Source organism: Paenibacillus sp. J2L1-98 (assembly GCF_056269405.1).
The window spans coordinates 1-15285 of the sequence record NZ_JBWDNW010000006.1 but is presented as its reverse complement, the minus strand read 5'-3'; the positions used below and the strand labels follow the sequence as shown (position 1 = coordinate 15285).

Annotated in this window: 11 protein-coding genes; 5 read left to right on the top strand and 6 right to left on the bottom strand. The window is 44.6% G+C overall.

The window, feature by feature from the left end:
• Window positions 1-95: 95 nt before the first annotated feature.
• From AC0YNZ_RS13635 to AC0YNZ_RS13625, 3 genes are all read left to right on the top strand, one after another.
• The gene (locus tag AC0YNZ_RS13635) at window positions 96-986 is read left to right on the top strand and encodes a helix-turn-helix domain-containing protein (RefSeq protein WP_475827116.1); all 891 of its coding nucleotides are present in this window, start codon (window positions 96-98) and stop codon (window positions 984-986) included.
• Window positions 983-1627 (top strand): metal-dependent hydrolase, encoded by a 645-nt coding sequence (locus tag AC0YNZ_RS13630; protein ID WP_475827115.1) that lies wholly within the window; start codon window positions 983-985, stop codon window positions 1625-1627. Before AC0YNZ_RS13635 ends, AC0YNZ_RS13630 begins: the two co-directional genes overlap by 4 nt.
• 495 nt (window positions 1628-2122) lie before the next feature.
• Window positions 2123-3214: a TolB family protein gene (locus tag AC0YNZ_RS13625; RefSeq protein ID WP_475827114.1), complete on the top strand. Its 1092-nt coding sequence runs from the start codon at window positions 2123-2125 to the stop codon at window positions 3212-3214.
• A gap of 358 nt (window positions 3215-3572) precedes the next feature.
• Here AC0YNZ_RS13625 and AC0YNZ_RS13620 read toward each other — a convergent pair whose 3' ends face one another.
• Both AC0YNZ_RS13620 and AC0YNZ_RS13615 read right to left on the bottom strand, forming a co-directional pair.
• Window positions 3573-3863, bottom strand: coding sequence for a hypothetical protein (locus AC0YNZ_RS13620; RefSeq protein WP_475827113.1), 291 nt, complete (start codon window positions 3861-3863; stop codon window positions 3573-3575).
• A 1593-nt stretch (window positions 3864-5456) separates the two neighbouring features.
• On the bottom strand, window positions 5457-5591 hold the full coding sequence (locus AC0YNZ_RS13615) for a hypothetical protein (RefSeq protein WP_475827112.1): 135 nt from the start codon (window positions 5589-5591) through the stop codon (window positions 5457-5459).
• A 653-nt stretch (window positions 5592-6244) separates the two neighbouring features.
• Here AC0YNZ_RS13615 and AC0YNZ_RS13610 point away from each other — a divergent pair.
• Together AC0YNZ_RS13610 and AC0YNZ_RS13605 are read left to right on the top strand one after the other, a co-directional pair.
• A complete protein-coding gene (locus tag AC0YNZ_RS13610; protein WP_475827111.1) occupies window positions 6245-6622 on the top strand; it encodes a BlaI/MecI/CopY family transcriptional regulator in 378 nt (125 codons plus the stop codon).
• Window positions 6619-8808, top strand: coding sequence for a M56 family metallopeptidase (locus tag AC0YNZ_RS13605; RefSeq protein ID WP_475827110.1), 2190 nt, complete (start codon window positions 6619-6621; stop codon window positions 8806-8808). The genes AC0YNZ_RS13610 and AC0YNZ_RS13605 overlap by 4 nt, the downstream gene beginning before the upstream one ends.
• A gap of 244 nt (window positions 8809-9052) precedes the next feature.
• Here AC0YNZ_RS13605 and AC0YNZ_RS13600 read toward each other — a convergent pair whose 3' ends face one another.
• The 4 genes from AC0YNZ_RS13600 to AC0YNZ_RS13585 form a co-directional block, all read right to left on the bottom strand.
• Window positions 9053-10468 carry a family 43 glycosylhydrolase gene (locus AC0YNZ_RS13600; protein ID WP_475827348.1) on the bottom strand — a complete coding sequence of 472 codons (1416 nt, stop codon included), beginning with the start codon at window positions 10466-10468 and terminating at the stop codon, window positions 9053-9055.
• A 1024-nt stretch (window positions 10469-11492) separates the two neighbouring features.
• Window positions 11493-12527 carry an aminoglycoside phosphotransferase family protein gene (locus AC0YNZ_RS13595; protein ID WP_475827109.1) on the bottom strand — a complete coding sequence of 345 codons (1035 nt, stop codon included), beginning with the start codon at window positions 12525-12527 and terminating at the stop codon, window positions 11493-11495.
• A gap of 965 nt (window positions 12528-13492) precedes the next feature.
• Complete coding sequence (locus AC0YNZ_RS13590) at window positions 13493-14146, bottom strand: DUF3885 domain-containing protein (RefSeq protein WP_475827108.1); 654 nt, start codon at window positions 14144-14146, stop codon at window positions 13493-13495.
• A gap of 219 nt (window positions 14147-14365) precedes the next feature.
• Window positions 14366-15127: a hypothetical protein gene (locus AC0YNZ_RS13585; RefSeq protein ID WP_475827107.1), complete on the bottom strand. Its 762-nt coding sequence runs from the start codon at window positions 15125-15127 to the stop codon at window positions 14366-14368.
• Between the last annotated feature and the right edge of the window lie 158 nt (window positions 15128-15285).

The following is a 15285-nucleotide window of genomic DNA, read 5'->3' as shown; positions in this document are numbered from 1 at the left end:
CACAGCGGAAATTTTGATGGCAAAGCGGACAATAGCATGCGGCAATCCGGACATTTTCGAGAAAAGCAGAAAAACATTCGTGAGGAGCGCTTACCATGAATCATCCTGCTGAAACGTTACGCGGGGAACATTTTTTCCAAAAAAATCAGCTGCTTTACGTCAATCGCGCCAGCGAGAGCATGATGAGCCCCTATCATGATCATGATTTTCTCGAATGCGTATATATCGCTGAAGGATCCGGCTATCATCACATTGCAGACCAAGTGCATAAGGTGCATAAGGGACAGATATTTTTCATTCCGATCGGCATTTCGCATGTATTCAGGCCGGTCTCCTTGAGTAAAGCCCGCAACCCTTTGAGCGTGTATAACTGCGTTTTCTCGCCGCTGCTGCTGCGTAAGCTTAGCTCATTCGCTTCCGATTACGGCATCGTCCAATTTCTGAATGACATGGAAAGCGGACATTTTCCGTACTACTCTTGTATGGATACGAACGGCCAGTTCGAGAAGCTGTTTCTGTCCCTGCACCGCGAATATGCACTGCCGCAAACCGGCTCATCCGATTATTTGCATACTTTGCTGCTGCAGCTGCTCATCGCTTTGCAGCGTTCGTTGGAACGCAAAAGTCCGGCTCCGGCTCCGCAGCAAACGGCTTTCATTATGCTCCTGAATGACCTCGATCAGCACTACGGCCAAGATCTGACGCTTGCCAAGCTGGCCGAAACAAGCGGCTGGAGCGAGCGGCATCTTCAGCGGCTCTTTCAGCAGCATACGAACCAGAGCTTTCACCGCTACCTGCAAAATTTGCGCATTCAAAAAAGCCAAGAGCTGCTTCGCGGCTCCCAGCTTAAAATCAGCGCCATTGCCGAAATGGTCGGCTACACGGATATTCATTCTTTTAACCATTTATTTAAAAGGTGCACAGGCATGACGCCAAGCGTCTATCGAAAAGAATCAATTCATCGTCAGTCACAGGAGGATTTATGACAGGAAAGACCCATTTGGCAATCGGAGCGGCTGTAGGTGCAGCCGCCTCCATTTATTACCCTTTCACATTGGAACATGCAGCTCTATTCATTGCGGTAGCCGGTTTCTCCGCATTAAGCGCCGATCTCGACGGCCCCAGCATGCTGAGCACCAAACTAAGCAAGCTCTCTAAGCTTATCCGCGAGTTAACGCTTTGGTCGGGCTTCCTGCTAGCCGGCATCGTCTGCTATTATTTCTTTTCTGAAAAATCGACCTCGCCCGTGTACATAGGTGTTGCTGCGGCTGTCTTCCTGCTTGGTCTCGTCGCTAAGCAAGGCGTCATACGAAATGTGCTCGCAAGCGCAGTAGGCGGAATCGTCATGTATGCCGGTTATTATTACCAGATGAACTGGCTCATCGGCTTCGGGCTGTTTGCCGCTTGGGTACCATGGCTGAAGCACCGCGGTATGACGCATACGATATGGGCCGTACCCATCTGGGGAGCTATCGGCTGGGGATTGCAAAATCAACTGCAAATCGAGGGTATCGCAATCGTCTCCATGCTCGGCTATTTATCCCATCTCGTTGCGGACACGCTGACGCCGAGCGGCGTAAAATGGCTTTATCCGCTAACTAAAAAATCATTTAAAATCCGGTTGTAAGCTTCCCATAGCAAGCAAACCAAATAGGCGCAAAACAAGGAGGCCATACCGCCCTTTGTTTGCGCCTATTTTTATTGTTAGTCCTCCCTATTCGGCAGAAATTCCTTTTTATTTAAGTACTGTTTGCGTTACTCCGTGGCGCACTAAACTATTGATCGCAAAAAGCTTGATCACCTACTTAAGAGGCCAGTTGTTGAACTAACGTTCTCCGAGGGAGCTTAACGACTACCATATGTACAAAATTTCTTATTTTGTGAAAATGTAAAGGAGCTGCCGCGGCACTCCATATTTAAAAAGATTATACTCCAATCCGAGGAATGACTGCGGCAAAAATCGCAGCTTCCGCCCGCAGAAGGTCTTGATTCATCCCGCTTCTCGAGCGCCGGAAAGCACTCCACCTTGTTCCCGTGTAATATAATTTTTTCCTAGTATAACTTCGAAGGAAGAAACGAATTCTAACAAAGGAAAATTATTATCGAAGGTGAGGTGAATGGAATGAAGAAATGGCTTGTGTGCAACTTGCTGGCAATGCTTTGCTTAGTCATAGTTGTGTCGCTGGTTACGGCCAAGCCGAAGAAGGAAAACGTGAAAGAAATCATGACTGTTGCATCCCTTGCTGCAGCTTCGGACGAGACGCCGGCAAAGAGCAGCGGCTCTCCGGAAGAGAATCTTCCGGAGAACATCACGCAGCTCACTCATTTCGGAGAGAGAGCATCCTGGTCGCCGGACGGTCGCAAGATCGCGTTCATGGAAAAGAGCTTTGGCGATGTGTTCGAGATCGACTTGGAGACAAAGCAGATCCGGCTTCTGACCCATTATCCTCATGCTGGTTATCTGAGGGCGCAATATCTGCCGAACGGCGATCTCTTTCTCATCGGGGCGCCGACGTTCGAGAATATCGACAAAACGCGCTTTGCCGATCAGGAGATGTGGGTCCTCAAACGCGATGGCCGATCCAAGGCTGTACCGCTCGGACACAAGATTTCGGAAGGGGTCGCCATCTCGCGCAACTCCATGAAAGTTGCCTGGGCGAACACCAGCAGAAATTATCCCGACCTGCTCGAACAGAACGAATCGGTCGTCTACATTGCAGATATCGTCTACAAAGACGGTGTTCCCAAGCTTGCGAACAAGCGGGAGGTGCTGCGTGCCCGAAAGCCTGAATGTACGCTGGAGGTGCAGGATTTCCGTAACAACGACAATGAACTGATCTACACCTGCTACCGCAACGTCTATGCAGACATCTTCGGTGTTGACCTGAACACCGGGAAGGTGACCACCTATCGCAAGGTGCCCGAGGAATATAATGAGGCGGAAGGTATTTTTCCGGACGGACGCTACATTCTGGTGGAATCGAGCAAAGATCAGCCAAACCCGCAAGGCTACGAGACAATCGACATTTGGAAGCTGAGGCTCGAGCCGGACAGCAAATCTTTCGAGCGGCTGACCCGTTGGGGCGACTATCCAGGATACAAGGCATCAAACCCCGTCGTCAGTCCCGATGGACGCAAGATCGCATTCCAGTCCGCGCGCAGGGGAGATGAGCCCGGAGTGGGGCACGGCATATTCTTGATGGAACTCGAATAGGCGAAGCGACTGTTGTCATCGCGCTTGGACCAGGAGCAGCTAGTCGGCTTCCGGCCAACGCTCGCCCCTCTGCGGCCAAGGATGCTCCGGTTCCGAATGTCACTTCCTGAGATCGGTGATGCATTTCTATCACCGACATAGGATATCCGGATAGTAGTCTCGCAGTTCCTCGTCAGTCAGGCCGTCGCACAGCCGAACTACCTCCGCCGCGGGCGAGGAACCACTCGATGTCCTTTTTCTTGTATGGTTCTAGTTTTAGATCCGAAGAACAGAAGCTATATTATTTGAACGGCCATGCCCCTTCCGCTCCCACTCCGTTAAATCAACGCAAAAAAAAACCTCACTTCAGTGAAGGACTTTAAAGATCATGGTCATTTCTCTTTTTTTTGGGATGAATGTTCTCTGGAATGAAAAATAAAGTCGCTGCGTATTGGATGATGTATTTCCACGCTCTCCAAGTTCCAGATGGATGAATACCTTCAACGAGAAAAAATAACCCCAAAAAGAAAAAGAAGATCATCCCCCAGACGAGGCTAGGGATTCTAAACATAATGATTAACGAAATAACAGGAATTAGGAAACTGCCAATTCGAACAAAAGGTACGTTCTCCACTAATTTTTCAAGTTTTTTCGATATTCCTCGAATCATGAAATCCCCTGCTTCTCGTTGGTCTTTATTATTAGTATTGCAAAATAAATAACAATTAGACTGAATATTAGCTTCCCTAATCATATTAAACTACCGAAGGGAGTTCAGCGCCGCCATGTGAGTCTTTATTTTTTATTCTTTATTTTCATCGAGCATTTAACGACCCCGATCATTCCATTTTTTGGTAATGACGGTTCATGACAGCTCCTTTCACTGAATGGAGGAAAGACTTTCAATAGCTCCCCTTCTTTCCTGGGTGCTCGACTTTGTATAAACTCGCGTATACTGAATATTCGCATGGCCTTAAATATCGGCAACTCTTTGAAGTGGACACAATTAGCGTTTAAACTAGTGAAATACGTCTGCTTCGTCGTATATAACACAATATTCATTGAATTACATTACCGTACTTAAATTTAAAATGCATCTACCCTCTTAACTACGTTTTGTTAGCGGAACCCTAGAATCCGCGACCAACCAGTCTATCGGGGCCAAATCAGACAGCCTCCTTTTAAATGTTGAACCGTCAAAACGGTCAATACCGGTATGCCCATTTCTTTAGAAATTCCCTCTATGTCTCTTTTTACATCAGTCAATGACGAAATGCGTAACAATTCTACGTAATAATCATAATCAGGGCCATAAGTAACGTATAACTGATTATGAATAACAACTATTCCAATGTAGCATTTGTTTTTCATGATGGAACACTTCCTCAAATTTCGATTACGAATATTTTTCAGGTTTCCATTTCATCTCCTGGATCTGGCGGAGCGGATTTCCCAGCTTGTCTCTTCACCCATTCGGAGCTCAATCTTTCCTGCTTTACGGGGGTGCTCCATAAGACTCACCTTCCTAGTTACTCTTTTTTCTGGCTTTACTTTGGCTGCTGAAGCTCGCGGATTTTCTGTTCATTCTGTTCTCGAAGGTGATCCATTTACGCGTATAGCTCTCGCAGCTTCGCCTGGTATTCCTCTCGTACAGCCAACAGTTCGCGCTCCTTCTCTACGTCTTTGCGCTCAGTCATGCGATCCAGCGCCTCCTTCCGTTTCTGCTGACGGATCACTTCGTCCTTGCGTTCCTGAAGCGCTTGAGGAAATCACTTCGGAGTTTATAATTTGGGTTACTTGGCCGCTGCAGGATAAGAACGGACATCCGGCGGTGGTAAACGGTTATAAAATCATTTTTGCGCCCGTGTCTAAAGGTCCCTTTTCCGCACGAAAAAAAGACCCAAAATGAGCAAGAATGAGCAGTACCATAAATATGGCCACTCTCGCATCATTTCGGGTCTTGCCTGAGAATTCAGTCACAATCCCACTTCTATAGTTTGTACAAGTACATTCTATGCCGAAGCAATCGGTTAATCAATAGGATAAAAGTAACATGCCGGACAGTTCCTCCATTCGGGATCTTAGAAAGTCCGCGCTGCTGCTTCTTCATTAAATGTCATGTTTAAATCTTGTAACATCAGCCGATACATTCTCGTTGTGCTCGTTTATCGGGTATTTATAATTATAACTATACAGCCCACTAGCTGAAAGAAGGGCCGCCACTAGGGAGCCCAATCCACATTTAACTATCATACCCGTTAGCTCAATGAGAACCTAGCATCTGTGCAATCATAAAAAGCCTATCGATAAGGTCAGGAAATTGCATGGCAATGTAAAGCAAACTCAAAGCGAGAATGAGCAAAGAAACGGTATTAATTATTTTTAAGATTTTTTCCATTTTAGATCTCCTTACCATTTCACTGGCTGCCGTCACTTCATGTTCATTGCGCTATCGTACCCGTTAGTTGAACGAAAACGATCGATCGGGTAAGACACTAACCAGTTACTTCCTCAGTTTTTTAATTACAAGGAATATGACATAAATGAATGCTATAACTAACACTATTGATAACACTTGAACAATAGCCGTTGAAAGTACAAAGCTCATGATTATCCCCCTTTGTCTTTTTCATAAATTTTACCACGCCAAGCGTGGATACAATAGTAAAAACTAACCTGCCCGTTAGCCATCCATGCATCTCTTATGCTGCACCACAGAGCATGAAAGTTAATCCATTCTTTCATGGTAGTTGAGTGAAGGGGCGACCACGTGGCAGCCCCTTCGACATTTAACTATCGTTACCCGTTAGTTCAGCGGGTTATGATACGGTTCAGCTTAACGGATCTATCGGCGAAAAATAAGTTTGTAATTGCAAGGTTTTACTTATAAGAAATAAATCCATACCACTTTCGTTTCTGCAACTGTGACTGTGCGCGACGCTTTCTTATGTTCGGGGAGCTCGATTTACTCTTGACACGTTACGTTTACACTTGTAAACTTTATATATCGTTTACAAGTGTAAACAAAGAAAATCAAGAAGGGTGAATACGATGCACGAGTCCACACACATTACCGAGGCCGAAAGCGAAGTGATGAAGCTCCTCTGGCAAAAAGAGCCTTTGTCCGCCAGTGAGATAATTTCCAAATTAACCCATAAAATGCAATGGTCGCATCAGACGATTAAAACCTTCCTGAATAGGCTTCACAAGAAAAAAGCGATTCGATTCGAAAAGTCCGGCCGGAACTACCTCTACTATCCGCTGGTTTCGCATGATGAATACTTAAAAGCCGAGAATCGTTCATTCCTGAATAGAGTTTATAAAGGAGCCGTAGGGATACTGTGCGCGAAATTTCTCGAAGAAGAGACACTCTCGGAGAAAGATATTGAGGAGCTTCAACAAATCTTGGAGAACAAGAAGAAGTCATGAAGTATCTGGAAACGGTCTTCTCTCTTCTGTTCACTGCGTCAGTGGCATCGACGGTAATCCTATTGTTATTACTCTTGATTCGGAAGCTGTTTCAAAAGAACCTTAAACCTAGAGTTGTTCATATATTGTGGTTTCTTGTGTTGATTAAGCTTCTGGTTCCCATTGCTCCGCAGAGTCCGATAAGCCTGTTTAATGTGCTGCCGCAAACGTTCCCGATGGAATGGAATTCAGATCAGAAGAGTAAGCAACCCACTCCCTTTACTGAGACCGGTTCCAGCACGGAAATTCAATCCAATTATATTGATGTAAAAAAACAGCTTCCCGAGTTCACCCTGAACCGGGCGGACGAACCAGGATCTTCAGTCGTAATACGTTCTTCTCAAGACCATTTCCCAGGGACCACGGATGGACTAACTTGGCTATCGATTGGCTCGCTGGTATGGCTTGTAGGGCTTCTATGCTTGGGTGGATATTACCTGTTTAGCGCACTGATTTTCAGAATAAGAGTCGGAAACTCCCTAAAGATCGAGGACGCTGAAGTACTCACCGTTCTTGAGGCGTGCAAACAGAAGCTGAACATTAAAAAACAGATATACGCCTATGAAACAAGCCATCTTCGCAGCCCTTGTCTTTATGGCTTATGGAAGCCGAGGATTTATTTGCCCGAAGATATCGGCACGATCGCCGATTCAAATCAACTAACGCATATACTGATGCATGAGCTGATTCACTACAAACGTAAGGACTTATGGTTCAACTCCCTGTGGGCTCTTTCCGTAGGGATGCATTGGTACAACCCTTTCGTGTGGCTTTCCGTAAGAAAGATGAAAGCCGATCAGGAGGTGGCCTGCGACGCGAGTGTTCTTGAAACGCTGGGCGAGCGTGAAGCTTTGTCCTATGGCATGACCTTACTCATGCTGTCGCGTTCATTTTCCCAACAACCCTCTCCTCAGATCAACCTATCGCATTTTGGGGACAGCAAATATGAAGCAAAACGGAGAATGATGATGATCACCAAGTTTAAGAGAGGTTCGTACAAGCTATCCGCCGCTGCTATTCTCTTGGTTATTGTCTTGAGCGCCATCTTGCTCACCAATGCGTCGGATGCCGGGAAGGGTACCGGGTTGGATACTGCTGCCCAAGCAGCAAACCTTAGTTTGGATCTATATCCTATATACAACGATTCGTTCAGATGGTTTCATAGTCTCGATCGGGCACTCGATTTTCCGAAATATAACTTTAAAATACCTGATTATCTTCCTGAAGGTTATCAGTTTGAGAATGTATTATATTATAGAAATTTCACCAGCCCCAACGATGCCAATCTTATTGATGTAGCATCCATTACTTTTGTATCTAACTTTGGTAAAAAAAATGAACAAATCATAGAGGTGAAAGCTTCCAAGGGCAATGGCAATTTGTTGGAGCACAATCAATTGCGGGGGGCTCCCCAAAGTGCAAACGAGACTCCTGAATACCTGCAGGAAGCTGTTACGATCGGCAATGTCAAAGGCACTTTATTCACGGATAGGAGACGCTACAAGCAAAGGCCAGAAATGGGCAAAAGCTTCTACTGGCAGGATGACAGTGTTTGGTACGCAATCGATTATTATAGCGAGCATATGTCGCAAGAAGAGCTCACAAAAATGGTGCAATCCTTTGTTTTCCCGCAGCAAGTTCAGCATGTCCGCTACGACGGAGATGGAAATTCATTTCCTCTTTATGATGAAAAGGATTTGCTTGCAGCGAAGAACATTCTCGGCTTTAAGGTGAAAATCCCGTTGGATTTGCCCGGGCTTAAGCTGAGTGGTTCGAGATTGCTCAGGGCTGGCGATCAGAATACCGCGTATGCGTTCAGACAAGCGACGGACGCTCTATGGACAGACTATGGCGCACCGCACGATTCCTCAATCTATGATGTAAACGATAATTTCTCGCTTTATCAGAGCAAGGAGCCGCTTTTCGACACGTCCAAGCTCTCGCTCACTCGGATGCTGAAGATTAATGGCGTCGAAATTTCGGCTTATGAAGACAAGAACCATGTGTACTTCGCACCCAGCAAAGAAGTAAAATTGCCTTATTACTTGTGGAAGCAGGACGATATTTATTATACTGCCGTTTTCTCTGGCATGGACAAGTACCAGGAAGACAACCTGAAAGCTATAATTTCGGCTCCCGTGCAATAGATCCGAGGGGGAAAGGGGATGCTTTCGGAAATAGCCTGAATAAGCAAGTCCCTCTCGATATTTTTCGGGAGGGGCTTCTCATGTAATCTTCCGCAATATAGTTCTCCGTTACTTGTGGTATGGTTCTCCGTATGGGCTCTAACGACGAAAAAAAAGCCTGTATTTAAACACAGGCTAGGGTGAGAACTCCCGATTGGCTGCAGTTCAGCCGCTCGGGCGCTTTTGCCGTGGGTCCCCACATTCCTTAATTTAACGTAAACGCAGCCAGGCTGGCATTGCCCATGCCCACATAAGTGAAATATAAGGCTTGCTTGCCATCTGGTATGACGATGTCCGCCGAATATTCTGTCCATTCGTTCGTAAAGTCGACCGAAATCCTGCCGAGATCCGGTCCGTCCCAAGCCGTCTTCACGGCGAAATAACCGCGGCAGTAGCCACGAACTTTGATTTTGACCTGACGGATGCCCTGGCAATCGAAATATTTGAATCCGGCCGTCGCAGAGTCCCGCATGTTGGCAACGTACCCGATTTCTTCGTCGCCGTCCTTACCGTCCTGAGTGATCTTCGGGAATCGACCGTCCATCCAGGCCCCATGTGTGCCCGTGTACAACTCCTCGTCCTGACAAAATAGATTGCAGGCCAGATAGGCGGGGTATTCCCCGCGGCCGATCAGCGGTCCCCCATTGGGCCCACAAGACGTTATCTCGACTTGGGGAATCGTCCCGTCCGCCCGGAACCCGATCGGTTCGATGCAGCCTTGCCGGCAATAGCTCGTACCGTTGGTATGCCGGTGATAGAAGATGTACCAATTCCCCAGAATCTCTACAATGCCTCCATGGTTATTGCCGCCGTAATACATCGGCTTGTTCGACGGTTTGTAAGTATCCATATGGAGATCGTTATTGCTGACGATGACGCCCTGGTAGACGAAGCCCTGGGTCGGATGCCGGCTCGTAGCATAACACAATTCATGCATGACAACCGAAGAGTAGATGAAATAGTATGTATCGCCTTTTTTCCGAATGGAAGACGCCTCGAAAAACTCGTGCCCCTCGTACCCGCTCCCCTGGCTGTACGGTTCGCTTGGTGCGATAAAAACAGGCTCTTCCACAATCGTAAGCATATCGGGTCCGATCACCGTTGCCATGGGTCCCATGCGGGTCTTGTCGCCGATGGCGCAGAATCCGGTGTACAGGTACGTTCGCTCGCCCTCTGTCAGGACGCCCGGGTCGAACTGGGGCTGATCGCCTTCCCGTTCGCCAAAGCGAGTGCCGTCGGGATACTGCACATAGCCGTAGAACTCGAATTTGCCGGCCGGCGTATCGCAGACGGCGACCGATACAACGGAGACCTTGTCCAGTACGTAATACAAATAATAACGGCCATCGGAACCCTGCGTGACGTCCGGCGCATAGAGACACATCCGGCCGTCCGGATTGAGTGGATCGTCCGTTTTCCGATAGATGATGCCTTCATACCGCCAGTCCGCCAAGTCATCCACGGGCGCCGACCAGCAGACGTAATCATTTAAGCAGAAGACATGTCCATTGAACCGGTCATGAGAGCCGTACACATACACACGGTTATGGTAGACATGCGGCTCCCCATCGGGAATGTATTCCCACGAAGGGAGATAGGGATTAAAACCTTGTTTCTTCATTATCGGGATCTCCTCCTTGGTGAAAGTAACAGCTTTACAATGGCGTTTGTAAACTTCATTTCCATTGTACCATACTTTGTTTAACCAGTAAACTAAGTTAATGGAGAACGACCATCCTGCTATTGGAGATGAGTCAATTAGCAAAATCATAAGGGGTTCGCTCCCTCTTGGCAATTTACGCCGCTACTTGTGATACGGTTCACTCAAACCCTGGTCTCTCTTCTTCATAATTCCATTCTGGCAATACATCGTGAACACCTTTAACAAAATCATATTCTTTACATGCCGCTCACCCGACGCGACACCACAGATTATGGAAGTAATTGCGTTCTTCCATAGGAGCTTAATGATACCCCATTTAAAAACGTGTCAGAAAGCATACTTTACAACAAAGTGAAAATGGGCTTGTTTTATTATGCCAAAACATCATAAATTCAATTTAGGCACGTGCCATGATGAAAAACGATATTTTGGCATAAAAATGAGAGGAACATAGATGGAAATGGCGTCCGTGAAAGACCAAAATCCCGAGCGGCAGCTTATTATTTAGATACATGGTTTAATACAAATCGCAATATCACAAAATAAGACGAAGCCCACTAACCTATGGTCGGTGGGCTTCTGTTTACTTATTTACTTTTCACAAGCTACTCCGTCTTTTATCAAGACCTAAAATTGAAAAATCCCATAAAATCATGGAGGTTTACATATTATACATAACTAATATGTAAACCCTATATTGTTGAACTATCGTTACCCGTTAGCTCAATAATTTCGCTTTGTTTGTTTCAACCTTGAAATGATAATTGAGATCTGGATGCCTAAGCCTGCTATCAGAATTGGTATTCCAATTGAGCCATGTTTAGTTAATATAAAAATAAGAGCCATGATAAAACAACTCAAAACGATGTAGTCTAGGAGTTGTTTTTTATTCATAGTATATTCCCCCATCCTATTTTTCGGATCCCGGATCCCCGCGGTGTCTGCTTCCTGATTACTTATTGTGCTATCGTTATCCGTTAGTTTAGGCTATGTAACCAGATGTGACCATAAAGGGTATGGTCTTCATTTCATAGATTTTTTGGAGAGTATGGACATGCTTCGTCTTCTCGTCATCAGCCTCTGTGTGGAGATACCCCTCCACAAGCCTGTACCCGAATACGAGAAGGATTATCTCATAGACACAATGATCGGCGATTCGGGATACATCCGCATACTCCGAAAAGCCTTTGTAATACGCAGGGATGCATCGCTGGTAGTGTTCGACCATGTGATCGATATCCGGTTCATCCGCGATCAGGCTTGCGAGATCCTCGCCCAGGTAGCCCCATCCGCTGGTATCCCAATCGATAAGCGCGAAATTCCCGTCAGCATAAATAAGATTGGTTACCCAGAAGTCCCGGTGACATAGCACGAGGGGCAATTTTTCAATACGGGCGAATATCTCGTCTGCTTGCTCATCAATGTCGATGAGCATTTGCCGCACGTGCAGAGGCAATTCGCAGTCCTCCGATCGTATATAATCGTAGACGACCGGCCATGACCTGTAATGCAAATACGTATTCTTCATGAGATCCGCATGGCTCAGGTTGGTCAGGCTCTGCAGCACGTCGGGTTGCTCCGCATACAGCTTGCCTTGAAAGCGCCCTAACTCCAGCGCGGCCTTTTCATACATATCACCGGTCAAGTCTAAACCGGTTACGCCATCGATATATTCCAGCCACAGATGGTATTCATTAATTTCGGCATTAAACTCGGCGTGATAACATGTCGGCCAGCGGAGGGCTTGCGAGAAAGTCGCTCCCAAGTCAGACGAATAGAGATCATATTCCCGACGCCATGAACCCGGATCGCCGTAACGCTCCCATTTGTTCTGGATTTTCAGCACTATATGGTAAGGCAATTTTTCGCCATCCACGGTTTCGGCGATCCCCGTTACCAGGTACACATTTCCCACAGTTCCGCCCTGTAACGGCATAGTTTGGCAGTCGGTGGAGATGATATTCGTCTTGAACCGTTGGTTTAAAGCATAAATCAGCTTTTCAAGTTCAATATTCATTTATTCCTCCATTTTCTTCTTTGTCGATGAGGTAGCGCGTATTATCCTGGATATACTCGTTATCATGTTGCGGGGCATAGATACCCATCTATTGAGAAAACGACAGCCGTTAACCAGCTGCTTAGATGATTATATCAAATGTAATCCCTTATTTTGGGAAAACTTTAGTTATAACTATTCTGCCCGTTCGTATAACGCCTTTTCAGCTACATATGTACAAAAATCATTATTTTGTGAGGTAGTCCTATGATGAAAAAGACGACTACGGCAGATTACGCTGTAATCGTCTTTTTGGAGATTAAACGGCAATAAAAGTGATTTTGCTTGGTGGTATGGCTATTATGACACCTGCACCGTTAACAAATGTTGCATTTCCATTTCAAACCCTGTCAACTTCATAAATAACCGAACAGTCCCGTTATCATACTCAACGCAGTTAACTACTTGGCCAATTGCAAGACTGCTTAGTACAACAAATAGTAGTACTTCACCAACCACAGCATCTATGACAATCACAGCGTCTATGACAACCACAGCATCTATGACAATCACAGCGTCTATGACAATCACAGCGTCTATGACAATCACAGCGACTATGACAATCACAGCGACTATGACAATCACAGCGTCTATGACAATCACAGCGTCTATGACACTCACAGCATTTATGAAAACCCCACATATTAAATCACACTCCTTTTTGGTATTCTATAATCTATGGAAACTGATAGGTTATGCTTGTACATTTGGTTCGGATTTTAGTAAATGGGCACTGCCTAAGCTCGACATCTGTACAAAATTCCTCATTTTGTGAAGATGAAAAAGGAGCTGCCGCGGCAGCTCCTTTTTCGTTTGTATAGAGTACTTCATTGAACTAACGTACCCGTTAGCTTAATGATACATGTACTTAGAAGTATCTTCGGGGGCGATTACCCAAAACACGATTAAATGCTGTTGCTGGCTTCTTAGAAGACTTCATCAAATGTTTTATTAATAGATTCCCTATCATAATTTAATATCCAATCGTTGTATTTAAGAAAAATATCTTTAATTCCTGAAATTGAATTTGAAATCACATCGCATCCACGATCATCATAAATATGATAAATTGTTCCTCTTCTAATATTGAGAAAGAAAACATCGTGATGAATTGAAGGCTTGATCCCTACATCTTGGTTACAAATAGCTTTAATTAAATTGAGATAATCTAGCTCATTAACTTTACAATTGATCATATATCTAAAAGTATTATCTAATTCGTCTGGTATTTCATCTTCATCTGCAAAGACATCGGGAATAACTTTTAGCTTTAGATTTCTTAACAAGTGTTTACTCTTAATGTATTTTCGATATAAACTTACCCTTTTAACTTTGTTTTTTAGGTTATAAGCAAAAACGGCATTTGTAACAATAATAATTTCATCATTTATCTCATTGATAGCTTTGAATAACTCAATAGCTCGTTTATATACTCGCTCCATATAGAAATTCGTATCTAAATCATACGCATTTGAATCCCCAAGTTCAAATCGAATTCCTACATTCCAGTCGTAGAATAATGGTGGCCTGAGAATCAAATTTGGAAAATGGTTACTCATAAATTGATCATAAGTTGTCATGTTGGTATCACCCACTTTAATAATACTTTCCACCCATTGTATATAACGATTTACAACTTCCCAATTCTCTATACCAGATATATAGATATAATTGCGTGATGATTAAACTATTCTCCCGTTACTTCAACGAAATAAAATAAAAGGAGCAGTTGCCGCAGCGGTCCGCTCCTGGATCGTTCAACTATCGTACCCGTTAGCTGAACAAAATCTATTCCAGCATCATTTCAAGTTGTAAAATTTTTCAAGTGTTTCATCAAATTCCTTCCAGTGTATTAGGATAGAACTTGTCGTCTTATCCTTCTCTATATTAACTTGTTCGGCTACATGACTAATTCTTTTTTCTGGGTAATCTCTTTTTCCCGAACGGAATATTTTAAGTCCCTTAAGTTCTTCTGTACCATTACCCCACCGCCAATTCAAAAGAGAGACTTCATCAATTTGTTTTCTTTCAGGGATTTTTTCCCCTTTCCAATCGCATATTAGGAATTCAGGATAGGTGTCACCTTGCCATTCTTCTATAACATCAACTACCTTTAGAATGATGTAATTACCTGAAAGCAATTGATAACTTATAGCATCCCCAATCTTTAAATTGGTTTTTTGAACATATCGTTTTTGAACATTCTTCGGTGGAGGTTGAGGTGAGGTAAGTTGTTCCTTTAATTTACTCAAAACTTTTTGGCGTTTAGTTTTGAGTTTTGGGTCTTCATCCCAACGCTTTAGCTCCGTTTCATTGTCAATAATTCTAATTGCGTTTGTTTTTACATTATCTTGAAGCCTTCCTAAATTTGACTGAATAGCAGCTAATGATAACCAAAATACAAGCAAATCATCTTCTTCATCTAATTCTTTTGCGTATTTTTCGACTAGAAGTTGAGTAGCTTGTTCAGCACTATATCCATCTCCAATTAAATCCTTAAAGTGAAACCGTACAGTTTCCGCTACATCATCTGAAAAAATAGCTACTCCCCATGAACCCATTGTATTCACTCCCTAAACTATCCTGCCCTTCAGTATTGAACTCCCTCGGTACGATATAATTTTCTCACGAATGCTCGCTTATTCGCAGGATTTCGCCCTGTTGGTAAGGGGTGAAAGATTAGACGGGGAACTCCGTGTTAGACTTCGGCAACATGAAG